The sequence below is a fragment of the Rhizobium sp. WSM409 genome (assembly GCF_057653825.1).
Map to the genome: position 1 here is coordinate 433,844 of NZ_JBYGKP010000002.1, position 23,475 is coordinate 457,318.

Annotated in this window: 20 protein-coding genes; 7 read left to right on the forward strand and 13 right to left on the reverse strand. The window is 60.2% G+C overall.

The window, feature by feature from the left end; all coding sequences use genetic code 11:
* Nucleotides 1-9: 9 nt before the first annotated feature.
* Entirely contained in the window at nucleotides 10-1,263 is a 1,254-nt protein-coding gene (locus tag AC25BC_RS25570; protein WP_003562199.1) for an aromatic ring-hydroxylating oxygenase subunit alpha, read from the reverse strand.
* 111 nt (nucleotides 1,264-1,374) lie between these two features.
* Between AC25BC_RS25570 and AC25BC_RS25575 the strand changes: the two genes are divergently transcribed.
* Nucleotides 1,375-2,262 carry a LysR substrate-binding domain-containing protein gene (locus tag AC25BC_RS25575; protein ID WP_032996848.1) on the forward strand — a complete coding sequence of 296 codons (888 nt, stop codon included), beginning with the start codon at nucleotides 1,375-1,377 and terminating at the stop codon, nucleotides 2,260-2,262.
* Nucleotides 2,263-2,272: 10 nt separating this feature from the next.
* Here AC25BC_RS25575 and AC25BC_RS25580 read toward each other — a convergent pair whose 3' ends face one another.
* Complete coding sequence (locus tag AC25BC_RS25580; RefSeq protein ID WP_487778562.1) at nucleotides 2,273-3,925, reverse strand: acyltransferase; 1,653 nt, start codon at nucleotides 3,923-3,925, stop codon at nucleotides 2,273-2,275.
* 281 nt (nucleotides 3,926-4,206) lie between these two features.
* Nucleotides 4,207-6,204 carry a putative bifunctional diguanylate cyclase/phosphodiesterase gene (locus AC25BC_RS25585; RefSeq protein ID WP_128439860.1) on the reverse strand — a complete coding sequence of 666 codons (1,998 nt, stop codon included), beginning with the start codon at nucleotides 6,202-6,204 and terminating at the stop codon, nucleotides 4,207-4,209.
* Nucleotides 6,205-6,384: 180 nt separating this feature from the next.
* Here AC25BC_RS25585 and AC25BC_RS25590 point away from each other — a divergent pair, with 180 nt between their 5' ends.
* Nucleotides 6,385-7,422, forward strand: a complete 1,038-nt coding sequence (locus AC25BC_RS25590) for a class I SAM-dependent methyltransferase (protein ID WP_128439859.1) — start codon at nucleotides 6,385-6,387, stop codon at nucleotides 7,420-7,422.
* A 123-nt stretch (nucleotides 7,423-7,545) separates the two neighbouring features.
* On the opposite strand, the gene AC25BC_RS25595 is transcribed toward AC25BC_RS25590, so the two are convergent.
* Nucleotides 7,546-8,403 (reverse strand): NmrA family NAD(P)-binding protein, encoded by an 858-nt coding sequence (locus AC25BC_RS25595; protein ID WP_128439858.1) that lies wholly within the window; start codon nucleotides 8,401-8,403, stop codon nucleotides 7,546-7,548.
* A 129-nt stretch (nucleotides 8,404-8,532) separates the two neighbouring features.
* Between AC25BC_RS25595 and AC25BC_RS25600 the strand changes: the two genes are divergently transcribed.
* Entirely contained in the window at nucleotides 8,533-9,429 is an 897-nt protein-coding gene (locus AC25BC_RS25600; RefSeq protein WP_003562191.1) for a LysR family transcriptional regulator, read from the forward strand.
* 62 nt (nucleotides 9,430-9,491) lie between these two features.
* Here the strand turns inward: AC25BC_RS25600 and AC25BC_RS25605 are convergent, their stop codons facing one another.
* The 3 genes from AC25BC_RS25605 to AC25BC_RS25615 are packed head-to-tail and all read right to left on the reverse strand — an operon-like array spanning nucleotide 9,492 to nucleotide 11,998.
* Nucleotides 9,492-10,019 (reverse strand): cyclophilin-like fold protein, encoded by a 528-nt coding sequence (locus AC25BC_RS25605; protein WP_128439857.1) that lies wholly within the window; start codon nucleotides 10,017-10,019, stop codon nucleotides 9,492-9,494.
* Between the two features lie 13 nt (nucleotides 10,020-10,032).
* Complete coding sequence (locus AC25BC_RS25610) at nucleotides 10,033-10,779, reverse strand: SDR family oxidoreductase (protein ID WP_128439856.1); 747 nt, start codon at nucleotides 10,777-10,779, stop codon at nucleotides 10,033-10,035.
* A gap of 31 nt (nucleotides 10,780-10,810) precedes the next feature.
* Nucleotides 10,811-11,998 (reverse strand): MFS transporter, encoded by a 1,188-nt coding sequence (locus tag AC25BC_RS25615; protein WP_128439855.1) that lies wholly within the window; start codon nucleotides 11,996-11,998, stop codon nucleotides 10,811-10,813.
* 94 nt (nucleotides 11,999-12,092) lie between these two features.
* Between AC25BC_RS25615 and AC25BC_RS25620 the strand changes: the two genes are divergently transcribed.
* Nucleotides 12,093-12,989 (forward strand): LysR family transcriptional regulator, encoded by an 897-nt coding sequence (locus AC25BC_RS25620; protein WP_128439854.1) that lies wholly within the window; start codon nucleotides 12,093-12,095, stop codon nucleotides 12,987-12,989.
* Between the two features lie 83 nt (nucleotides 12,990-13,072).
* On the opposite strand, the gene AC25BC_RS25625 is transcribed toward AC25BC_RS25620, so the two are convergent.
* Nucleotides 13,073-13,819: an SDR family NAD(P)-dependent oxidoreductase gene (locus AC25BC_RS25625; protein ID WP_128439853.1), complete on the reverse strand. Its 747-nt coding sequence runs from the start codon at nucleotides 13,817-13,819 to the stop codon at nucleotides 13,073-13,075.
* A gap of 40 nt (nucleotides 13,820-13,859) precedes the next feature.
* The gene (locus AC25BC_RS25630; protein ID WP_128439852.1) at nucleotides 13,860-14,252 is read right to left on the reverse strand and encodes a DoxX family protein; all 393 of its coding nucleotides are present in this window, start codon (nucleotides 14,250-14,252) and stop codon (nucleotides 13,860-13,862) included.
* A gap of 160 nt (nucleotides 14,253-14,412) precedes the next feature.
* Here AC25BC_RS25630 and AC25BC_RS25635 point away from each other — a divergent pair, with 160 nt between their 5' ends.
* Nucleotides 14,413-14,793, forward strand: a complete 381-nt coding sequence (locus AC25BC_RS25635) for a winged helix-turn-helix transcriptional regulator (RefSeq protein WP_128439851.1) — start codon at nucleotides 14,413-14,415, stop codon at nucleotides 14,791-14,793.
* Between the two features lie 87 nt (nucleotides 14,794-14,880).
* Here AC25BC_RS25635 and AC25BC_RS25640 read toward each other — a convergent pair whose 3' ends face one another.
* Nucleotides 14,881-15,375, reverse strand: coding sequence for an Lrp/AsnC family transcriptional regulator (locus tag AC25BC_RS25640; protein ID WP_128406445.1), 495 nt, complete (start codon nucleotides 15,373-15,375; stop codon nucleotides 14,881-14,883).
* Between the two features lie 150 nt (nucleotides 15,376-15,525).
* Here AC25BC_RS25640 and AC25BC_RS25645 point away from each other — a divergent pair, with 150 nt between their 5' ends.
* A complete protein-coding gene (locus tag AC25BC_RS25645) occupies nucleotides 15,526-15,732 on the forward strand; it encodes a hypothetical protein (protein ID WP_003562185.1) in 207 nt (68 codons plus the stop codon).
* A gap of 27 nt (nucleotides 15,733-15,759) precedes the next feature.
* Nucleotides 15,760-19,467: a trifunctional transcriptional regulator/proline dehydrogenase/L-glutamate gamma-semialdehyde dehydrogenase gene (gene putA / locus AC25BC_RS25650; protein WP_128439850.1), complete on the forward strand. Its 3,708-nt coding sequence runs from the start codon at nucleotides 15,760-15,762 to the stop codon at nucleotides 19,465-19,467.
* Between the two features lie 157 nt (nucleotides 19,468-19,624).
* Here the strand turns inward: putA and AC25BC_RS25655 are convergent, their stop codons facing one another.
* The 3 genes from AC25BC_RS25655 to AC25BC_RS25665 all read right to left on the reverse strand — a co-directional run bounded on the left by AC25BC_RS25655 (nucleotide 19,625) and on the right by AC25BC_RS25665 (nucleotide 23,446).
* A complete protein-coding gene (locus AC25BC_RS25655) occupies nucleotides 19,625-20,824 on the reverse strand; it encodes a mandelate racemase/muconate lactonizing enzyme family protein (protein WP_128439849.1) in 1,200 nt (399 codons plus the stop codon).
* 17 nt (nucleotides 20,825-20,841) lie between these two features.
* Nucleotides 20,842-22,203, reverse strand: coding sequence for a mandelate racemase/muconate lactonizing enzyme family protein (locus AC25BC_RS25660; protein WP_128406443.1), 1,362 nt, complete (start codon nucleotides 22,201-22,203; stop codon nucleotides 20,842-20,844).
* Nucleotides 22,204-22,279: 76 nt separating this feature from the next.
* On the reverse strand, nucleotides 22,280-23,446 hold the full coding sequence (locus tag AC25BC_RS25665; protein WP_128439848.1) for a mandelate racemase/muconate lactonizing enzyme family protein: 1,167 nt from the start codon (nucleotides 23,444-23,446) through the stop codon (nucleotides 22,280-22,282).
* Between the last annotated feature and the right edge of the window lie 29 nt (nucleotides 23,447-23,475).

A 23,475-nucleotide genomic window follows, 5' to 3' on the forward strand; every position in this document is an offset into this window, starting at 1 on the left:
TGCGGGCTCCTAGTATCCATGGGCGCGCATCCGATCGATGTACCAGCTGGCGAACTTGTCGAGGTTCGTCTCGGAAAAGCGGGAGTAGGGGCCAGGCTGATAGGCCGGGTCGAGAGTGCCTGCATGGGAGCGCGCGACGAGATCGGCGTCCTGGTCCGTCGTCGCGACCCAGACATCCGTCAGCTTGTCGAGATCGTAGTCCACGCCTTCGACGGCGTCCTTGTGGACCAGCCACTTGGTTCTGACCAGCGTCTTGCCCGCCGAGAGCGGGATGACGGTTGCCACCACGGCATGGTCGCCCATGAAGTGGTTCCAGCTGTTGTGGCCCCAAAGATGCGTGTCGCCGAGATCCTTGCGGGTCATATGCCCAAGAAGCTTGGAGGACGCGGCGGTGGCGTCGTGGGTTTGGGATTCGCCGGCGCCTGCGATGATCAGCCGCTGGGTGCGGAAGTTGGTGGCGCAGTCGGCGAGCTGCTCGACGGCCGCCGAGGGAAAGCCGTCGGACTCCCACGCGTTTGTGCGCTCTTCATACAGCCTGAAATGCTCCTCGGCCTGTTCGCGATCCTCCGGGCTCAGCGTCTCGGGGTCGAAGCCGAAGTCGAGATCGACGAAGGAGACGCAAAGCTCCGGATGGTTCGCGGAGCAATGGTAGCATTCGCGATTGTTTTCCATCGTCAGCTTCCAGTTGCCATCCTCGATGACATCCGTTTGGAAGGCAACCTTTGCGTTCCGGATGTCGTAGGGGGCGAGGCGCTCGGTCATGGCCTGTTCGAGGAGAGCAATGTCCTCGGGCGGATTGTCGGAGAGACAGACATAAATCAGCCCGCCGATCGACTTGAAAGTGACGGGCTTGAGGCTCCGACACTCCTTGTCGAAGTCCTTGCCCATGTGAGGCGCGTAGCTGAGCTCACCCGTCAGTTCGTATGTCCAGGTGTGATAGGGACAGACGAGCTTCGAGACGATCGACTTGCCCGGATCGAGAAGGCGGGAGCCGCGATGGCGACAGACATTGTGCAGGACGCGAATTTCTCCGTCGTCGTCACGCAGAAGGATCAGGCTCGTCTTGCCGATATCGATCACCGTGGCGTCACCGGGTTCGGGGACATCGCAATCGAGACCGACACAGATCCAGTGATTGTGGAAGAAGACGTCGATGTCTGCTTCAAACACGTCTTCTCTGACGTAAAGGCCGGCCGGCAGGGAGTGACCGTTGGCACGAGCGTCGAGAAGGGCAGAAATGGACGATGGGAGCTTGTTTAGCATCAGAACCTCTTATGCGAGAGTTTCCCCAGATTGCCCTTGCAGTGCCGATGTTTCAACGGCATAAAAAATTAGGTTCGCATAAGTTTTTGTCATGCGATGAGGGGTTCTGTGATGCACTTTAGAAGACGGATCCCGTCACTGACGGCACTGGTGACCCTGGAGGCGGTGCTCAGAAAGAAGAGCTTCACCACGGCCGCGACCGAATTGGGTGTCACCCAGGCGGCGGTCAGCAGGCAGATTGCATTGCTGGAGGAGGAATTCGGCCAGCCCCTATTCGTGCGCAAGCATCGAGCGATCGAGCCGACGGCGGCATGCATCAACCTCGGAGCCACGCTTGCCAAGAGCTTTGCCGATATTGCCGAAAGCGTGGAAGCGCTCCAGTCGCGCAGCCAGGACGTGTTGACCATAGGGGCGACCGTTGCATTCTCTTCTTTCTGGCTGCTGCCGCGGCTGGCCGAGTTTCGCCGTGCGAACCCCGGCATCCTGGTGCGGGTGATATCCCAGGACAGCCCGATCGCTCTCGATGACGGAGAAGTCGACGTGGCAATTCGATATGGTGTGCCTCCCTTCACCGATAGCACCGTCATCGCCTCGCATGGCGACGTCATCTGCCCCGTCTGCTCTCCCGACCATCTCAAGCGTCGCGGAAATGGTCCGCTCGGCTCCGCCGACGAATTCATCGAAACGGACGTTCTCGATCGTTCCTGGTATAGCTGGGCGCAGTGGTTTTCGCTCACCGGCGCCAATCTCGAGGTAAAGCCGTCGCTTCGGTTCAACCACTATACCGAAACCATCGCAGCCGCGCGCGCAGGCCAAGGGATTGCCTTGGGATGGCGTATGCTGGTGGGCACCTTTCTGGAGGATGGAACCCTGGTGCAGGTCGACGGCGGCGAGCTTGCCGCGGAGGATCGTTACAACGTGATCGTGCCTATCAAAGCCAAGCGAAGCAACGCACGCGACCTTGCCGCCGCCTGGCTGACTGCATCACTGCACGGGTGATCAAGCCATTTTACAAGCCCAGTCCCACGGCTGCGGTTCGGTGAACGCCTTTCGGGACGAAGGCGAAGCGATCTGCCAGTCCCAGGAAATCGGCCGCCAGGTGAATGACGGAAAGCCACATTTCCGTTCCCTGCAAGCTCGGTTCACCACCATCGGCAAACGGGAATCCCTCGCCATCCCGCCATCTATCCAGCGCCCTTGAGATGACCTTGCGGGCGATCGCCTCGCCGTCGGCCCGTCTGTAGTCGGTCTGCCGGGCAATCAGCAGCAGAGGATGAATCGTATCGAGCAGGTTGCACGCATTGTATTTTGCAGCAACGAAGCCCTTGTGGTTGCGATAGTTGAGATGAACCGTTTCGAGTGAGGCGTGCGGGTGGGGAAGTGCCACGCCGAACTGGGCGTAGGTGCCGCGCGTCAGGCGATAAAAGCCGTTCACCGGTTGAAGCCATCCTTCCGCCGCGGTCGGTTCACCCCACAACCCCGAAACGCTGTTGGCATTGCGGCTTAGCCATTCGAAGAGCGCCTGCCGTGAATGCCTGATGCCGAAAGACTTCGCATTGAAGTACATGGCAGTTCCGATCGCATCGGCCACGCTTCCGGCGTGCCATGCCCGGGTCGACCAGGGCAGGGCGCTCAGCCATTCATCCAGTTCCCCGGCCTCGAGCTCGACTGCGTGGACCGGCTGGCGCGGACCTGAACCAAGCAGTTCAAGTGCATAGCCAACCGCAAGGACGTTATAGAGCGCCTTTGGATCATCCCTAGGGGTCTTGCCATGCATGCGCGCATGCTCTTCCGGGAAAAGGCCGGTCTCTCGGTCTTGAAGACCTTGGAGACGCTCGACGGTCTCCGCCGCATCGAGATCGGGCGGCAGGTGGCCGAAGCCGGCAGCGATCTCGATTGCATCGCAGAGATGCCGGATCGCCGGTCTGCGGATGCCGTCCGCTTCCAGCAATTCATAGGACCCTCGCGTTTTCCAGCGTGCAAGGATGTCCGGCCACTGGTCTTTCGCTTTCTGGCCGAGCCTCACCAATTGATCTTCGATGTCGCCGGTGCCGGTTTTCGTCGGCGCCGAGCCTCGGCTTCGCAGCACCCGGGCGGGCACGCCACCGGCAATTGCCATGGCGGGAATGTCTCCAGCGACCACCGCTCCGGCGGCGATCACCGCGCCGTTTCCAATCGTGGCGCCATCGAGGATCACGCAATTTGCGCCGATCCAGACATCGTCGCCGATCACGATGCCGATGCTGACGACGCCCTGGCGGTGTATAGGAATGGTCGGATCGTCGAAGCCATGATTGAAGCCGACGATCGATGCATGCGAAGCAATCCGAACGCCATGACCGCACGTCACCGTTCCGGAAACACAGGCATAGGGATTGATGGTGCAATCGTCGCCGAGGATCACATGGCCGCGAACGAGCGCGTGCCCGGCGATCCAGGACCGCTCGCCCATCGTCAGGCTTTCGGTGAAGATTGCGGCATGCTCGGCAATGTAGGACGTCTCGGCCAGTTCCGCACTGCATGATCGCCTGAGTTCCGCCTTGCGGGCGAGGTGAGTGGGATGACGGAGGTCAGACGCAATGTGTTCCCAGGTCAGGTATTGAAGCCTGCGCGCTTCCTTCTCTTCGCTCACTGACGATTGCGGGCTATTGACGTGATCCATTCTGCTCCTCATTCCCGGGTTCAACCGCAGAATATTCGTCTGACTCAGCGATCCATTGCCTCGCTGCATCAGACGGCCTGATCCGTCGAAAATCAAGACTTCCGACAATGGCGGCGCAGCCCTCGTTGAAATGGGGTCCGGCCTCCCGGCGACCGATGCGATCACAAGCGCTCATAGCGGTTTGCCGTGTGGGCGGCCGAATTCGCGATTTGCAGAGGCGTCATGCGCCACGCACCGATCATCGGCAACGCGCTGAGCCATCTGGAAACCGTGAAGTCGAGTTAAGCCGCGTTCAGAAGTTCAGCGCTAACCGGCATTCCCATATGAAAGCCCTGGACGCGGTCGATGCGAAGATCCTTGAGAAGGGAAAATTGTGCTGCAGTTTCGACGCCTTCCACCAGGATCGTATTCCCACGATTGCGGATGAGAGCAATCATGTCCTGAAGCATCGTCAGACCGCGTGGGTTCGAGCAGTCGTGCAGGAAGGTTCTGTCGACTTTGACCGTCTGAAACTCGATTGCCCTCAGCCAAGAGAGGCCCGCGAAACCGCAGCCGAAGTCGTCAAGCCAGATCTCGACGCCGAGTGCCCGCAGATCGGCAATGCATTTAAGCACCTCCGACTGCATATCCATGTCCAGGCCCTCGGTGACTTCCAAGGCTAGTCGCGACCCGCAAACCCCGCACCGATCAAGGATATCAGCGACACTGGCAGCAAAGCCGGGGGAACGCAGTTGTATCGGCGACACGTTGACGCTGACGGTCGCCATGCGATCGGTCATCAGTATATCCCGGCATGCCGTCTCGATCGCCCACCTGCCCAGTTCGAGGATAGCACCACTTCGTTCGGCAACCGGGATGAATGTCTTCGGCGAAATCGCGGTGCCGTCCGGCATCCTGAGGCGCATCAAAGCCTCGACAGCCCTTGCTTTCCCGTTCGTCACGTCGAAGATCGGTTGGTACACGAGCGAGACCAGTTTGCGATCGATGGCGGCCGCCAGCAGCGGGACGAGTTTGCCAGCATGGTCGTCGGGGCGAGGCAAAAACGGATCAAAACTGCGAATGCAGTTTCGGCCACTTGCTTTGGCATTGTAGAGAGCAAGGTCGGCTTCACGGACTATTCGTTCAACTTTCTCTCCAACTTTCTCGCGGGTGAAGGCGACGCCGATGCTGACGGTTACGGTCGACATATCATCTGGTCGCTCGTCGTGAGCAATCGCCAAAGACTCGACTTCCATTCTGATCTTCTCGGCGAGAGTCATCGCAACCTTGGGAAGGGCAGCCGGCATGACCACGATAAACTCCTCGCCACCATACCTGCCGATCATGCCATCCGACGACCCGACAACCGCCTTCAGCGCATTGGCGATGACAGTCAGGCATCGGTCTCCTTCCTGATGTCCGTAGCGATCATTGAAGCGTTTGAAAAAGTCGACGTCGATGAGGAACACGGAGAAGTCGCGGCGTTCGTCTTTCCAGGCGGCCCAGCATTCGTCGAGCCGCCGATCCAGCGCGCGTCTGTTGCCTATGCCTGTCAGGTAGTCAGTATGTGAAAGCTCGAGCAGTGACCTTCCGCGCTCGGACGCTTCCCAATGCTGGTGGCGAGCTTCCGCCGCGTTCAGCAACACATTTCGACGCTCCACGTTCAATCGCCAATTGACGAACGACGTGAAGGCAAAGCACGAAATGTAGAACATGCCGAAGGCAAGCTTGTAGGTCTCGCTTGAAGGAAAAAATTCCACGATCGTAATGAAAAATGCGCATAGAACGAGGCCCGAGGTGATCACCGAAAGCCGAAACGGGAAACTGAAAAACAGGTTGGCGCCCATCATGAAGATGGCGCCGAATATCATGTAGTATGACATGGCGGTGACGTCGCGTGTGGCAATCGCCGGGTAAAGCCAGCCCACATAGCCCACAAGAAGTGCAGTGGCACATGTGATGTCAAGCCAGACGGTTTTCGCGTTTGCCAGGCGCAGGGTCTCGAAAACCAGCAGCGCGATCGTTGCAACGACGAATCGCGCGGCGATCGTCACAGGCGCGACATCGGGGATCAGCCATCGGTCGGGAAGTGCGAAGGCCACATAAACGGCAACCGCGATCCAAAGACCATGTCGTGAGCTCCGCCTTCGGACAGCATCATTTTCAGTTTTCAGAGACTTGAGGGCCTCAGCGAATGAAAAACTGGCGGTGGATTCGTCGTGCTGGACATTAGCGTAAGGCGCGGTCATGCAATAACACCGGCCTGACAACCATCTAAAGTATGTTGAAAAGTAAGCCATACTTCGGCGCCCTCCAAAATCGCGTTCGGCAATCTGCAACCGGTTTGTCTTATTGCTTAGCTTTGTTAGAGGGGTAGCATCTGACCCGCAAGAGTAGAATTACCCTTATCCCGTGTGGATTCTAGTCGCATCCTATTTCGAGGTTGATTATGCTTAACGCTATATCAAGGGGGTCTCGAAATGGCACAAAGCCTGGTCTTGGACGGTGAAAGTCTTGTTGCGCCCGGCGAAATTCGTCGGATCGCAAGGAGGGTTGCTGCCCCAGATCCCGGCCAACTGATCGTTGCCAGAGCCGAGCTTGCCCTCAGCCTTGACGTGTCGACCCGTCAGTTCAAATCCGGCGTCCCCCCCCATGCGATCATCGAGCGTCTTGCCGAAGCCTTGCATCAGATACGGCGGCGCTTTCATCCGGAGGTGTGGGACGTCATCGTTCCGATCGCACAATCTCATCCGGTTGCTCACTATCTTCATCAAGATCCATTAACGCGCTGGTCGTTCGAAAAACCGCGCGGCTATTCTGGTGACGCACGCCTTCTCGACTTCATCTACGGCCGACCTGAGATTGAGGACGCAGTCTTATCATCGAGCAACTTGGGACGCTCGATCTACGCCTACACTCGAAATGCTTCGTCGTCCGTCGCGGTGAGGGAGCGTCGAGACATTCTGGCTCGCCGCGTTGACGAAATCGCTTCGGCCCGGCCTGGTTCCACCGAAGTCCTCGCCATCGCCGCCGGGCATCTCCGTGAGGGGCCTTTGTCGTGCGCGCTCAGCGCCGGCGCGATCAGACGCTGGGTGGCGTTGGATCAAGACCCGATGAGCGTTGGAACCGTCGCCCGCGATTTCGCCGGCACGTCCGTCGAGGCGGTGAACGGGTCGGTCAAATCCCTGCTCGGTGGGAGGCATGCGCTTGGAATGTTCGATTTCGTTTATGCCGCGGGTCTCTATGACTATTTGCCAGACGCAGTAGCCGTAAGGCTGACCAAGAAGTGCGTCAGCATGCTGAAGCCTGGCGGCACATTCCTATTTGCCAACTTCTCCCCGGAGACGGACGTCGATGGCTATATGGAGACCTTCATGAACTGGGCGCTGCTGTTGCGGTCAGAACGAGAGATGGGCTTGATCGCCAGTGAAAGCGTGACCGGGACGGATGTGAAGGTGTCTGTTTGGCCCGGCTCAAACCGCAGTATTGTCTACTGTGAAATTCAAAGACCGCATTAGGCCGCATGTCTGCCGTCCAATCCGGTAGTCTTCGGGCAGTCATTTAGTTCAAACCCGGGGCGACCCTATCAGAGGCTGCATGAGAAAGGGCGTGGCTGCTCTCAGCCACGGCCTTCGAGTTGTTTATCGGCCGGGGCAAATCAGACGGCCCATGGCTGTGTCCAGTGTGGTCGTGCCCTTCACCGGCTCGCCCTCGAACCGGATCCAGCCTTCGTTGAAGCCATCGATCATACGCATCCGCGGGAGGGGGTTCTGCATGCCCTGATCGGTGAAAATCTGCTCCCAGGTGTCGCGGGCGACCGGCTCCGCCCGGACGGGTTTGCCGAGGACGGACGATAAGACAGCGGCGATATCGTTGGGCGTGACGCCCTCTGGCCCCATCAATTCGACGACCTGCTTGCCCACCCACTCCTGCTGCAGCAGTTCTGCCGCCTTGGCTCCGACGTCGAAGACAGAAACCATCGGATAGGGCTGATCGAGCGGCTGCAGGAAGCTCGAGAGGACACAGGTCTCGCGCGCCGGCGCGATATCCCAGGCCGTGTTCTCCATGAACCAGCCGGCACGCAGAAAGGCGATCGGCATTGGCAAGGCAGATAACTTCTGTTCGACGAGACCGAGCTGACTCAAGAGGTTAGGTTCCCTGGCCTGTGCGCCGATGGTGGAGAGGCAAACGACCTTGGCAGGACGAGACGAATGAAGCGCGGTCTTCAGGGCGGCAATGACAGCGCGCACTTCCATCAAGCCAGGGGTCGGATCGAAGGTCGGCGGGATCAGCAGAAAGACGCCGTCGGCGCCGGCGAAAGCCTTGGTGAGCGCATCGGCGTCGGTCATCTCGGCCAAGGCCAGTTCCGCGCCTTTGTCCTTCCATTCCGCTGCTTTCTCCGCATTGCGCGCGACGGCGCGTATCGGCACCCCCGCATTCAGCAGACGCGCGGCGACAATGCCTCCGACTTGGCCTGTTACTCCGGTGATCACAAACATGGTTGGACTCCTTTGCTGCCTTCACCGCCAGCAGGTTGGCGGTGTGTTACGCTAATCATGTCCTTTGGCGGCATTTGACTGAAGCGCGCTTCTGTCACATGATTGGTGACTAAAAATCACGGATGCCCGATGTTTGACGGACGATTATTGAATGGCGTGAGCGTACTGGCCGCCGTTATCCAGAGCGGAAGTTTCGCGCGGGCGGCGGAGTCAATGGGACTATCGGCGTCGGGTGTCAGCCGCGCCATTTCCCGACTGGAGGGGCGGATCGGTCTGCGGCTGCTCGACCGGACAACACGCACGATGCGGCTGACCGATGACGGCGCGCGGTTCTACGAACAGGTGGCCCCACTCTTGAGCGGTATCGAAGAGGCTGCGCAGACAGCTGTTGGCGCCAGACAGGCGGTGCGTGGCCGACTGCGAGTCAATGTCGATCCATATTTCTCACGCCTTGTGCTCGGCCCCCGGCTCGGCGCCTTCCTCGATCGTTACCCGGATATCCAGATCGAGATCATCACCCGCAACGAGATCGGCGATCTTGTTGCTGATGGCATGGACGTCGCGGTGCGCTTTGGCGAGCCTGCACAGAGGTCGCTTATTTCGCGCCTGTTGATGCAGACGCGCGTGATCACGATTGCGGCTCCCGCTTATATCGAGCGATATGGTCGGCCGAGCCGTCCACAGGATTTGAGCGAGCATACCTGTATCCAGTTCCAGGACCCGCTGACTGCAAGGCCTTTCGAATGGGAGCTTCGGTGGGGTGAAGAGGTCGTCTCGATCGAGACCCGCAGCCGCATTTTAGTCAACGATGCCGGCACGACCTTGGCGACCTGCCTTGCGGGGATAGGCATCGCGCAAGTCTTCTCACTCGGGATGGCGGATTATCTGAGCAATGGGCAGCTCGTGAACCTCTTTCCCGACTGGTCGGACGAGACATTCCCGCTCTACGCCTTCTATCCCTCGCGTCAGCATATTCCGGCTAAGGTCAGGGCCCTTATAGATTTCTGCGTCGAGATCATCAAATAGACGGAGGCGCCGCGTCGCCACTGCCGGCTTAAGCCGGCCGCGGCTTTCTGGTTCTGGGAAATTTATCGTCTATGGGTTCTTTCATGCTTGGGAGGAAGTCGATGTGATATCTCCGGCCGTAAGATGCGTTCTATGCGGACCGGATACTCGCCGCGCACCAGCAACGGCTCGAAGCCATTGTCGAAGCGGCCGAGCCGGATCAGCCCGTCCCAGCGGTAATCTGCGTAGAACAGGGCCAGGTTACCCCACGGTTTGAAGTAGCAAAGGTCGCCCGGCTGCTCGTTTCCGAAAGCACCGCTGCCTTCTTCGGTCAGCTTGCGCGGCAAATGGACGATCTTTTCGTTCCTGCTGTAGTCCTCGATCGTGAGGTTCAAGGGCAGCATGGAAACGAGATCGCGCGCAGTCGGATTGTCGAAGAGTGTCGCGGTCAGGCTTAGCTTGTTGAAGCCTATCCTGATCCTGACGTCTGTCGCCTCGGGATCCCCCGGGCCGCGGTCGTTCTGCCCTTGCGCCACGAGAGGGAGAGCGGCGGCCGCCAAGGTTCCACCCAGCACCGCGCGACGGCTCATGACTTTGGATGTCGTCGACATTGCGCGCCTCGCGTCAGACAGGTTGAGCCGTCGGCCGAAACAGGATTTCGTTGATGTCGACATCGTCTGGTTCGTTCACCGCGAAGGCGACCGTTCGGGCGAACGTGTCCGCGCTGATGGCGATCTTGCTGACGAACACCTTGGCGCCCGCCTGGATGTCCTTTTCGCTGATATGTTCCAGGAGTTCTGTGCTCACTGCGCCGGGTGAAATGATCGTGGTGCGGATATTGTATGGCTTCACTTCCTTCCGCAGCCCTTCCGAGAGGGCGCGCACGGCAAATTTCGTCGCGCAGTAGACGGCGGCACCCGGATCGACCACGTGACCGTAGACGGAGGATACGTTGATGATGTGCCCAGACTTCTGCGCCTTCACGTGCGGAAGCGCTGCTGCTATGCCGTAGAGCACCCCTTTGATGTTTACGTCGATCATGCGATCCCACTCATCAACTTTGAGCCGTTCGAGCGGCGCAAGTGGCATCAGGCCGGCATTGTTCAGCATCACGTCGATGCGGCCGAACGTGTTGACGGCGGTGTCGACAAGCGTCTTGACCTGAAGTTGGTCCGTGACGTCGGTTTGGACTGCCTTGGCTCTATAGCCTTTGGCGGACAGCTCCTCAGCCAGCTTGGCGATGCGGTCGCTACGTCGCGCGCCGAGGACGACGGACGCGCCGCGTTCGGCAAGGTGACGGGCGGTGGCTTCGCCAAGTCCGCTGCTTGCCCCGGTAATGACGACCACTTTGTTTTCGATTCCTTGGGACATGATGATCGCCTGTTATGAGGTTTCTGAAGGTTCAGGAACGGCGACCGGCGAGCGCGGCAAGGACTGCCGAACCGGCAAGAAGGCAGGCAGCCAGAAGGAAGGTGCTCCACCATCCCACGGTGTCGAACAGCATGCCGCCAGCGAAAGCGCCGCCGGCAATGGCAAGTTGGATCAGCGCCACCTGCAGCCCACCTGCCGCTTCCAACTCACCGGGGACGATAGCGGCCATCCAGGTGTTCCAGGCGACCGGAATCGGCGTCGAGAAAAATCCCCACATGACGAGCAGGGATGCGGTAACCGCCGCGAACGGCCCGAGAGCGATCAGCAGCAGGGCAAGGACCGCAAGAGTAGCCGGCAAGCCTACGAGAACGAGGAGGAGGTGGCGCCGGGCGACGAAGCCAATGACGGAGGTTCCAGCCAGTCCGCCGACGCCGAGGCCGAGAAGCACCATGGACAGAACATTCAATTCCAGTCCTGTGACGCCTTCGAGGAACGGACGAAGATAAATAGACAGCGCGTTCTGGCCGATGAAGGCGAGAGCGGTCGCCGCCATTCCAATCGCGAATGTGCGATTGCGCAGCAGCCCGAATATTCTGGCCACCGAGACGGTTGATGTCGCCGGCATCCTCGGCAGGACGACCAGTTGCCAGACGAGCGCGGCAAATCCAATCGGTACCGTGATGAAGAAGGTTCCGCGCCATCCGATCAACCCGCCAAGAAAACTGCCGAGCGGCGCGGCAAGGACGAGGGCGAATGCGGTGCCACCTTGAAGAAGCGCAATGGCCTTGGGCAGGTCACGGTCTGACGTCAGGCGTGCCAGAATAGCCGTCGACAGCGACCAGAAGCCGCCGATCGACACGCCGACCAGGGACCGCCCGACGAGAAAGACAAGGAAGTTGGGTGCGAGGGCAACCGCCAAGCTCGATACAACAAGAACCGCGGTATAAAGCAAGACGACAGACTTCCGGTCGATCTTCGCCAGGAAGGCGTTGCCGAAAAGGCTGGTGACAACCGCGAAGACCCCCGACACGGTGATCGCCAATCCGGCCTGCCCCTCTGACACCGAGAGGTCCCTGGCGATCGGGGTCAGAAGGCTCACAGGGAGAAACTCCAACCCCACCAGAAGGAAAGTGAGAAGCGAGAGACAGGTCACAGCAGACCACGAGGTCGCCGTGTCGTCCGTCAGTGAGGTCTCATTCAATGTCAACTCGACGGTCATTCATGTTCTCCTGTCCGTTGCCAGATAGATAGCCGGACTGGTTTTGCGCGACTAGAAGCTATAATCTGAACATCGTAGTGAAGGAGATTCAACAATGCGGCGCGACGAGTTCACGGAAATGCGTGCGTTTCTGGAGGTGGCTCAAGAGCGGAGTTTCACGCGCGCTGCGTCAAAGTTGGGAGTGACTCGCTCGGCGTTGAGCCATACGATCAGCGCGCTCGAGGCGCGGCTCGGCGTCCGGCTTCTCTCCCGCACGACGCGTGACGTGGCTCCCACGGCGGCCGGTGCGCGTCTCATGGAAAGTATTCAGCCGCATTTCGAGAGTATCGCCGCCGGGATCGGTGCCCTCAGGGCGCTGCGCGACAAGCCTTCGGGCACAGTCCGCCTCGTATGTCCCGATGACGCCGTGGAGCTGGTCTTCCGTTCGAGGCTGCCGGCATTTTTACGGGAATGCCCCGATATCACCGTGGAACTCATCGTCGACAACGGTTTCACAAATATCGTCGAGCGCCAATTCGATGCCGGCGTGCGGCTCGGCGAAGCGATTGCGCGCGACATGGTGGCCGTTCGCATTGGACCCGATATCTCTTACGCCGTGGTCGGATCACCCGGATATTTTGCGGCCCGCACCGTGCCTTCGACCCCGCATGACTTGACGGACCACAATTGCGTCAACCTGCGTCTCCCGACGTCAGGCGCTCTCTATGCCTGGGAGTTTGAAAAGGATGGCCGCGAGTTCAGCGTACGTGTGGAAGGCCAGCTCGTGATGAGCAACATAGGGCCGGCGATCAATGCCGCTCTCGATGGCGCCGGGCTGTCTTATGTGCCGAGAGACCTCGTCCGGCAATATTGTGACAGCGGTCAACTGAACGAAGTGCTCGCGGATTGGGCGCCAACATTCCAAGGATATCATCTCTATTACCCCAGCCGGCGCCATCCATCCCCTGCTTTCTCCGCCTTCGTCGAAGCTTTTCGCTACCGGCATCGGTAACCAACACTCATGTCGGGAAGCTCTGCCGGACAACGGGGCGCAGCACGCTGCGCCCCTTGCTTATCGAAGGTTGCCGAGGGCTGTTACCGGGCGCTGTCGATGATTGCGCCGCCGTCGGGGGTAAGGCTGTATCCCGTAATGAATTGGGAATCCTTGCTGGCCAGGAACAGCACCACCGGGGCAATGTCGTCTTCCGGCGAGCCGAAACGAGCGAGCGCATTCGTCGGGGGAGGGATATCCTTTTTCTCGGCGCCCCAGGTGTCCGCGATCGGCAGAACGTTGTTCACGGTGATGTTGTCGGCACCCCATTCGCGTGCCGCCGTGCGAGTCAGCGCACGTACCGCCTCCTTGGCCATGTTGTACGGACCGTAACCAGCCAACCCCACGGTGCCGGCCATCGAACCGAAATTGATGATCCGCCCGTCTCCGCCTTCTCTCAGGTGAGGATAGCAAGCCTGCATGAAGCGTAGATATGCGATCGGCCCGGTGTCGAAGTTCCGTTGCAGTTGCTCGACCGAAAGGTCGATGACCGACGACGAGACCGCAGAACCATCGAAAGCATTGTTCACCAGAATGTCGATGCGGCCATATGTTGCGACAACCTTGTCCACCGCGGCCGTGATCTGATCGGCTTCACCGACGTCGCAGACGACGCCGAGGGCGGTGCCGCCCGCTTCGGCGATATCATCGACAACGCGTTCGACGCCTTCGGATGTCCGCGAAAGAATTGCGACCTTCGCGCCTTCGGCCGCAAACAGCTTTGCGGTGGCGCGGCCAATGCCGCGGCTTGCGCCAGTGATAACGGCAACTTTTCCATTGAGTCGACCCATGTGTATCTCCATTTGATAAGGCTTGGGAATCGTCGAGGCGTCAGAGGGCAGCGGCCTGGACGTAAGGCGAAGGGACGTTGCGAGCGTCGTTCTGCGTCATGAACGAGGTGATCAGCAGCGCCAGGCCGATCGCCGCTGGCAGAGCACCGACAGGTTTTCGAACGCCGATATGCGCGAGGCCCGACAGCAGCAGGTGAAAGAAGATGCCGGCATAGGCGAGATCGCTGAGCGGCACGCTGACGCGCGAAAGGATCGCGATCGGGCCGACGACCTTAACAATGATCATGAACGGAACGAGGTTGTTCGCGCTGTATCCGAGTTCCGTCAGCGCCTCGCGAACCCACTGTTTCCTTGTGGCGTACATGTAGGCTGAAGCGAGGTAGAGCGCGGATAGAAGTGGCGTGCTGATCCAGTATCCGTAAAATTCAAGCATAAGCTCATCCCTGTCGCTGCCCACGCAGCAACATTCCTCTCGTCGAGTCTGTCGGTTTCTATGTGAGAGGCGCTCCTTTTACTGCGCCCCCCTGATGCACGGATGGAAAATGTCGTCTAAGGTCTATCTTTGCAAGTAGGATGAATTACTTGCAGCTAGTATGGAAAACCAGACTATGGCCGATGGCGAAATCAATATGCATGAGGAGATGCGTCGCGCATTCGCGCTGCTCTCCGGCAAATGGAAGCTGGAAATCATGTGGCTGCTCCATCAGCGGGTCCACCGGTTTGGCGAACTGAGAAAGGCTATTCCCGGCATCACCCAACACATGCTGACGGCGCAGCTCCGCGAGCTCGAAGCAGACGGCCTCGTGTCCCGCACCATCTTTGCGGAGGTTCCTCCGCGCGTCGAATATGAGATCACGCAAAAAGCGCGGGGCCTCGGTCCCACCATGGAAGCCTTGACGGCATGGTGGAATGAGTACGGCAGGAGTGTGCCGGTGAAACCGAGCACACGCGGTCGGAAAGCCAGAGATGGCTGAACTGCCTGTGGGTCGATTGCTATCCTTGCCGCAACCGCTTTAGCCAGTGCTTCATGCGAATGCTCGGAACGATCGGAATGATCACATTCACGAAAAACTCGAACCGGACTTGTCCCAGCCTTCCTTGATCGTTTCCATTGCGACATTCGTCGATGTGCTGGCAACGTGAGGCAGCGTCGAGATGCGCTCGCCGAGGACGCGGCGGTAGCGGCCGATATCGCGGGTGCGGATCTTCAGCAGATAGTCGAACCTGCCGGCGATCATATGGCACTCTTCGACTTCGCTGATCTTCTTGATGGCATCGTTGAAGCTCTTCAGCGCGTCCTCGCGGGTATCGGAAAGCTTCACCTCGACGAAAGCAATATGGTCGAGCTGCATTTTCGACGGATTGAGGATGGCCTTGAAGCCTTCGATATATCCGTCGCTGATCAACCTTTTGAAGCGGATCTGGCACGGTGTCTTCGACAATCCGACACGCGCGGCCAGATCGGTGATCGACAGCCTTCCGTCCTCGGCGAGTGCAGCGAGGATCTTTCTGTCGAACTGGTCCAATTCACTAAAGATGTCGGTTTCAGCGGCCATTTGACCTCTCAAGAGTGAATTAATAAGTTCATACAGCCTGTAAATGGCTGAAATCAAGTGAGATCGCGATTTGAGGCTGTGGTAGATTGTGGGCCGGGCAGAAGAGTGCTGAAATCGGTATCGGCGCCGCGCTCAAAACGGGGATCATTCATGCACAACAAAGAAGCGGATGACGATCGGGCGCCGGACCTGCTCGCTCACTACCGGCCGCTTGCGATCAGGGCCGTGGCCGCGGCGCTCACCCTCAAGCGCGACAGACCGGATGCCCGCCCGTTGCGAGAGACGGAATATTCCGGCCCCGCCTGCACGGACGATGATCAGTGGGACGACGAGCCCGGCATCTCGTTCATCCGTTAAACCAGATATCGATTGATAGGTACTTTCATGGTGAACGCAGCGATCGACCCCGCCCCCTGCAATAATCCGACCGACGGCGCGCCGTTTTCCGGCTTTGCCCCACCGATCCGACCGCAATCCGAACTTCGCCAGGCCATTACGGCTGCCTATCGCCGGCCGGAAACCGAATGCCTGCCGCCGCTCGTTGCGGCAGCGCGCGTCTCCGAGGCCAAACGCTATGACATTCGCAGCACGGCTCGCAGCCTGATCGAAGCATTGCGCGCCAAGCATAAAGGGACCGGTGTCGAAGGGCTGGTGCAGGAATATTCGCTCTCCAGCCAGGAAGGCGTGGCGCTCATGTGCCTCGCCGAAGCGCTGCTGCGCATTCCCGATACCGAAACCCGGGACGCGCTGATCCGCGACAAGATCGCCGAGGGCAACTGGACCTCCCACATCGGCGGCGGTAAATCCATGTTCGTCAATGCCGCAACCTGGGGGCTCGTCGTTACCGGCAAACTCACCTCGACGGTCAACGACCGAAGCCTGTCGGCAGCGCTGACGCGGCTGATCGCGCGCGCCGGCGAACCGGTCATCCGTCGCGGCGTCGATATGGCGATGCGCATGATGGGCGAGCAGTTCGTCACCGGTGAAACGATCGCAGAGGCGCTGAAGCGCGCCCGGCCGCTGGAAGCGCGCGGCTTCCGTTATTCCTACGACATGCTGGGCGAGGCCGCGACGACGGGCGCCGATGCCGAGCGTTATTACCGAGATTACGAAAAGGCGATCCACGCCATCGGCAAGGCGTCGGACGGGCGCGGCATCTATGACGGCCCGGGCATTTCGATCAAACTTTCGGCCCTGCATCCGCGCTACGTGAGGTCGCAGGCCGGCCGGGTGATGAGCGAGCTGCTGCCGAAGGTCAAGGCGCTGGCCGTTCTCGCCAAGACCTATGATATCGGCCTCAATATCGACGCCGAGGAGGCCGATCGGCTGGAGCTTTCACTCGATCTCCTCGAGGAGCTTTGCTTTGCCCCTGATCTTGCCGGATGGAACGGGCTGGGCTTCGTCGTGCAGGCCTATGGCAAGCGCTGCCCCTTCGTCCTCGACCATATCATCGATCTCGCCCGCCGCTCCGAGCGCCGGGTCATGGTCCGTCTCGTCAAGGGCGCTTACTGGGATGCGGAGATCAAGCGCGCCCAGCTTGACGGTCTCGACGACTATCCGGTCTATACCCGCAAGATCTACACCGATGTCGCCTATGTCGCCTGCGCGCGCAAGCTGCTCGATGCTCCGGATGCGGTCTTTCCGCAATTTGCCACCCATAATGCGCAGACGCTCGCCACGATCTATCGTCTGGCGGGTCCTGATTTCACCGTCGGCAAATACGAGTTCCAATGCCTGCACGGCATGGGCGAACCGCTCTACGACGAGGTCGTCGGAAAGGAAAAACTCGACCGGCCCTGCCGCATCTATGCGCCTGTGGGAACGCATGAGACGCTGCTCGCCTATCTGGTTCGGCGTCTTCTCGAAAATGGCGCCAATTCCTCCTTCGTGCACCGCATCTCCGATCCGAATGTCTCGGTCGAGGCGCTGATCGCCGATCCCGCCGAAATCGTTGCAGCCATGCCCGTTATGGGTGCCCCCCACGCGCAGATCGCCTCGCCAAAGGCTCTTTACGGCAACGCCCGGACCAATTCCGATGGTCTCGATCTCTCGAACGAGGCCACCCTTTCGGATTTGGCTGAGGCGCTCGTCTCCACGGCTGCTGCCCCCTGGCATGCGTTTCCGCTCCTTGCCGACGGCTCTACGGATGGGGTGACGCGTGATGTTCTCAATCCTGCCGATCACCGTGATGTCGTCGGCACGGTGACCGAGGTGAAGGTCGAAGAGGCTGCGCGCATCGTTCGCATGGCGGCCGAGCATGCGCCGCAATGGGCCGCCGTGCCGCCGGCCGAGCGTGCCGCCTGCCTGGAGCGGGCCGCCGACATCATGCAGGCCCGCATCAAGGTGCTGATGGGCATCGTCATGCGCGAGGCCGGTAAATCGGCGGCCAATGCCGTCGGCGAAGTGCGTGAGGCCATCGACTTCCTGCGCTACTACGCCGAGCAGGCGCGCAAGACGCTCGGCCCCTCGCATGCGCCTCTCGGCCCGATCGTCTGCATCAGCCCGTGGAATTTCCCGCTGGCGATTTTCACCGGGCAGGTCGCCGCAGCCTTGGTGGCAGGCAATCCCGTGCTTGCAAAACCGGCCGGCGTCACGCCGATCATCGCTTCGGAAAGCGTGAAGATCCTCCACGAGGCGGGCGTGCCCGTCGGTGCCTTGCAGTTCGTGCCCGGCAGCGGCCGTCTCGGCGCCGGCATGGTCGGGGCGGAGGAGACGGCAGGCGTCATGTTTACCGGGTCGACCGAAGTTGCCCGCATGATCCAGGCGCAACTGGCCGAACGGCTGTCGGCAGGCGGCAAACCGATTCCGCTGATTGCCGAAACTGGCGGCCAGAACGGCATGATCGTCGACTCCTCGGCTTTGGCCGAGCAGGTGGTGGCCGACGTCATTGCGTCTGCCTTCGACAGCGCCGGTCAGCGCTGCTCGGCGCTCAGGGTTCTCTGCCTTCAGGACGATGTCGCCGACAGGACCCTCAATATGCTGAAGGGCGCCTTCCGCGAACTGACGATCGGCCGTACCGATCGGCTGAGCATCGATGTCGGCCCAGTCATCAACGACAGCGCAAAGACGGAGATCGACCAGCATATCGAGCATATGCGCGGCTTGGGCCGCAAGGTGGATCAGCTGCCGCTGCCCGAAAGTGCTGCGGCGGGAACCTTCGTTCCACCCACAATCATAGAAATCAAGTCCCTGGCAGACCTGACGAAGGAGATCTTCGGACCGGTTCTGCACGTCATCCGCTTCAAGCGAAACGGGCTCGACCGTCTGATCGACGACATCAACGCATCGGGTTATGGTCTCACATTCGGGCTTCACACCCGGCTTGATGAAACGATCGCGCATGTGACCAGCCGCATCAAGGCTGGAAACCTCTACGTCAATCGCAACATCATCGGCGCCGTCGTCGGCGTGCAGCCGTTCGGCGGCCGCGGCCTGTCGGGAACGGGTCCGAAGGCCGGCGGTCCGCTCTATATCGGCCGGCTCGTGCAGCGTGCGCCCGTGCCGCCGCAGCAGGATTCCGTTCATACGGACCTCGCCCTTCGTGACTACATCGGCTGGCTCGACAAGAAGGGCCTGTCGGGCGAGGGGGAAGTGGCGCGTGGATATGCGAGCCGCTCGGCGCTCGGGCTCGAACGCGAACTCACCGGTCCGGTAGGCGAGCTCAATCTCTACGCGCTCCATCCCCGCGGTCGTATTCTCCTCGTGCCGCAGACCGAAGGCGGGCTTCATCGCCAGATCGCCGCAGCCCTTTCGACCGGCAACCACATCGTCGTGGACGCCGGTTCCCTATCGAAATCAGTGCTGGCGGATCTTCCATCGGCTGTCGCCAGCCGAATTTCCTGGACCTCGGATTGGGAAAAGGACGGGCCGTTCTCAGGTGCCCTCGTCGAAGGGGATCGCGACAGGGTTCTCGCCGTCAATCAGAAGATCGCTCACCTGCCCGGTCCGCTGCTGCTGGTCCAGGCCGCGACGAGCGAGGAATTGGCGAGCGATCCCGAAGCCTATTGCCTGAATTGGCTGCTCGAGGAGGTGTCGACCTCGATCAACACCGCGGCTGCCGGCGGCAATGCAAGCCTTATGGCCATCGGCTGAGTAGAACAGGAGGGCGCAGAAAATGCGCCCTCGAAACTCCAGGCGGAAAAGAGGGCCTCTTCCCATACCGGCGGGCCCTACTGAGCGCTACATGACCGGAAGCGTGTCATTCCAGTAATATGCGTAGACGATTCACGTCATGCAGGTGGAGAGAGGTTCAGTCGAAGAAGCCAGCATCCTCTTCCCTGAGATATCGCCTGGCCGCCTCGGCGTCGATATCGAGGCCGAGCCCCGGCGCTTCCAGTAGGTCCACCATGCTGTCCTTCACGATCTGCGCCGGCAAGCCGATGACCAGATCCTCCCACCAGGGGTCGGAGGCGCTCGGATATTCGAAGGCGATATAATTTGCCGGCAAGGTGGCGCAGACATTGATCAATGCGCCGAGCCCCAGCAGGCCGTTAGCTGTGCCGTGCGGTGCCATCAGGATCGAGTGCATGTAGGCGTGCTCGGCGACCCATTTGAGCTCGGCAATACCGCCAATATCGGCTGGATCGGGGCCGATGACGCGTACCGCCTGCGTCTCGATCAGTTCCTTGAAATTGTGCCGCAGGTAGATCTGCTCACCAGTGTGGATCGGCGTCGAGGTGGAAATTGTCAGTTCCCGATAGGCCTGCGGATTGACCCACGGCACATAGTCGCCGGTCAGCATGTCCTCGAGCCACATCAAATTGTACTTCTCGACCGCGCGCGCGAACTTGATCGCATCGGGCAGCATCCAGCCCGGACCGCAGTCGAGCGCCAGGCTGACTTTGTCGCCCAGCACTTCCTTCATCGCGATCACGCAGTCGAGCATATGATTGAAGCCGCGCTCGCTGATCATGCCCTGATCCATGGCACCGTGATAGCCGGCCTTCTTCTGCGTCACGCCGTAGTGGAAATCCTCGATGGTGTCCTTCATGTTGGAGTGGAACGAGATCCCTTGTTTGACCATGAAGAAGTTCTGCGGCTGCTCCATCATCCATTTGACGTCAGCGGCGTAATCCTCCGGCCGGTCGCCGGTGCGTTTCTGGCGGATCGAGCCGTTGTAGACGCGCACCTTGTCGCGCACCTTGCCGCCGAGCAGTTTATAGGCGGGCACGCCCGCCGCCTTACCGGCAATATCCCACAGCGCATGCTCGATCGCGCTCACCGCCGCGCCGTAGGGCTTGAAAGAGCCGCGTTGGCGGATCTTCAGCATCACTCTCTCGACGTCGGTCGGGTCCTCGCCGATCAGCGCTTCGCGGAAATGCAGCACAAAGGGCTTGAGGTAGGACTTGGTGAACTCGACTTCGCCCAAGCCATAGAGGCCCTCGTCCGTGACGATGCGGACGATCGGATGTTTGCCGATAACGGCGCAGCGCAGATCGGTGATCTTCATCTTCGTTCCTTTTCGCCTCAGCTCCAGGTGCGATCCCAGGAATATTCGTCGTCCCAGCGATCCGTGGGCTGCCAGATGCCGGTGACGCCCGGCTGCAGATGTTGCGAGATCATTTCGTCGACGACGTCGTCAATCCCCAGGCCCGGCTTATCCGGAACAGTGATAAACCCGTCCTTCACCAGCGGCTTGGGAAGGCCGGTGACGATATCGTCCCACCAGTCGACATCGGCGGAATGGTATTCGAGCGCCATGAAATTTTCAGTCGCCGTCGCCACGTGTGCGGCGGCCATCGCAGCGATTGGACTTTCTGCCATGTGGATGGCCATGGCGACACCATGGTCCTGCGCCATGTCGCCGATCTTCTTGGTCTCGAGGATGCCCCCACTGGTGAGCAGGTCGGGATGGATAACGGAGATACCGCCGCTCTTGAGCAGAGGCTCGAAGCCCTCCTTGAGGTAAATGTCCTCGCCAGTGCAGATCGGCACTGTGGTTGAGTCCTGCAGTTGTCGGTACTGCTCGGTATACTGCCATGGGATCACATCCTCGAGCCAGGCTGGCACGTATTTTTCAATTCGCCTGGCAAGACGAATGCCGTTCTGCACCGAGATGTGGCCGATATGGTCGATGGCGAGCGGAATATCCATGCCGATGACCTCACGAACCTCGGCAATGTATTGCTCAAGGAAGTCGAGGCCCTTGTCGGAAAAGTGGAGGCCGGTAAACGGGTGCGGGACGTTATGCAAATCATACGTAGCGTTACGCACGCGCCGCTCTTCAATGGTCTTCAGCGGGCCGCGGCCGGGGTGGCTGCGGTACCCTTCAAGGGAACCGGCAGGAGACACGACCGCACCGGGCACATCTGCGATCTGCATCAGCCCCAGATCCATCTTGAGGAAGGTGAAGCCGAGCTCCATGCGCTGCTTGAGGCGCCTGCCGGTCTCGGTGCCGCTGGGCACGGTGGCATCGGTGTCGCAGTACACGCGCACTTTGTCCCGAAACCGGCCCCCGAGCATCTGGTAGATGGGGACGCCATAGGCTTTGCCGGCAAGATCCCACAACGCGATTTCGACCGCCGATACGCCGCCGCCTTGCCGGCCGTGCCCGCCGAACTGCTTGATCCGGCGAAACAGGCGGTCGATGTCGCAAGGGTTCTCGCCAAGCAACCGGCTCTTCAGCATCAGCGCGTAGGTGGCGCTGGCACCGTCGCGCACCTCGCCAAGCCCGACGATGCCCTGGTTCGTGTAAATCTTGAGCAGCACTGAAGTGAACGGCGCGCCGACAATTTCCGCTACCCGCATGTCGGTAATGCGAAGGTCGGACGGCTTGGAATGCGTATTCACCCGATTAAGCGCCTCGTCGGCTCCATCTGCCTCTGGCATGATCTATCCTCGTTCTGTCGGCGGGGTTCGTGCGCGCACGGCTGCGGCGGCATAGAGACTTGCTAATCGAGACTTGCTAATCCAGCTCTATCTCGTGATTTTGAAGGTAGTCGCGGTTGATTTCAATGCCGAGACCAGGCTTGGGCGTAAGCTTGAGGCTGCCGTTCGAAACATCGAGTGGTCTGTCGATAAGATGATCGTATTTGCCGAGGTTCCACTCCGACGTTTCGAGTTTATAGAAGTTGGGAACGGTCATCATCACCTGCGCTCCCGCAACCACGTTGATCGGTCCTGCGGCGTCATGCGGCGAGACCGGGATGTAGTAGGCTTCGCATAGGGCAGAAATCTTCTTGAGTTCGGTAATGCCGCCGGTCCAGGTGACATCAGGCATGATGTAGTCGGCGAGCCTGTTTTCGAGCACCGGCACGAAATCCCACTTCGTATGGCCGCGCTCGCCCCACGAGATAGGTGCGCTGACCTTCTCACGGACCTGTCTGAGAGCGTTGAGGCTCTCCGGTGGACAGGGCTCCTCGAACCAGTCGATCTGACCAGCTTCCTCGAGGCTCCGACAAAGGCGAATGGCGGTGGGAACGTCGAACCGGCCATGCGCATCGATGAGAATGTCGACATAAGGGCCCGCCGTTTCACGGATCAAAGCCGTGAGTTCGGCGGCTTCGCGCTCATCCTTGCGGGTCATGCTGCCGTCGAGGTAGCCGTCCCGCTGTTCGCGCGCCTGTCCATCGCCGCTGCGGCCCTGGTATGGGAAAGGATCGAACTTGAGCGCAGTGTGGCCGGACTCGACGATGTCTCGAATTTCCCGGACCACAGCCTCTTTGCTGGTGAACTTGGCCTGGTTGGGATGGGTGTAGAGCGCGATTTCATCGCGTACCGGTCCACCCAACAGCTCGTAAATCGGCTTGCCCAAGACTTTGCCTTGGATGTCCCAAAGGGCTATGTCGATGGCGCTGACGCATTCGACTGCGGCGCCGCGACTGCCCATGTAGGTGAAGCTGCGGAAAATCTTGTGCCACAGATACTCGATACGCGCCGGGTCCTCGCCTGTCAGAGCGGCACCGATCTGGCGCAGGATCGTGCAGAGGGCGCGATTGGCGAGCCTTGTCGTGGTGGTGATCTCTCCCCAGCCGCTCACCGCCTCGTCGGTCGTCACCTCGACGAACAGAAACTCTCCCCAATAAGAAGCATCGGATCTGATTAGCCACGGCCGAACGCTGGTGATTTTCATCTCGACTGCCTTTGCTTAAGTGGTCGGGA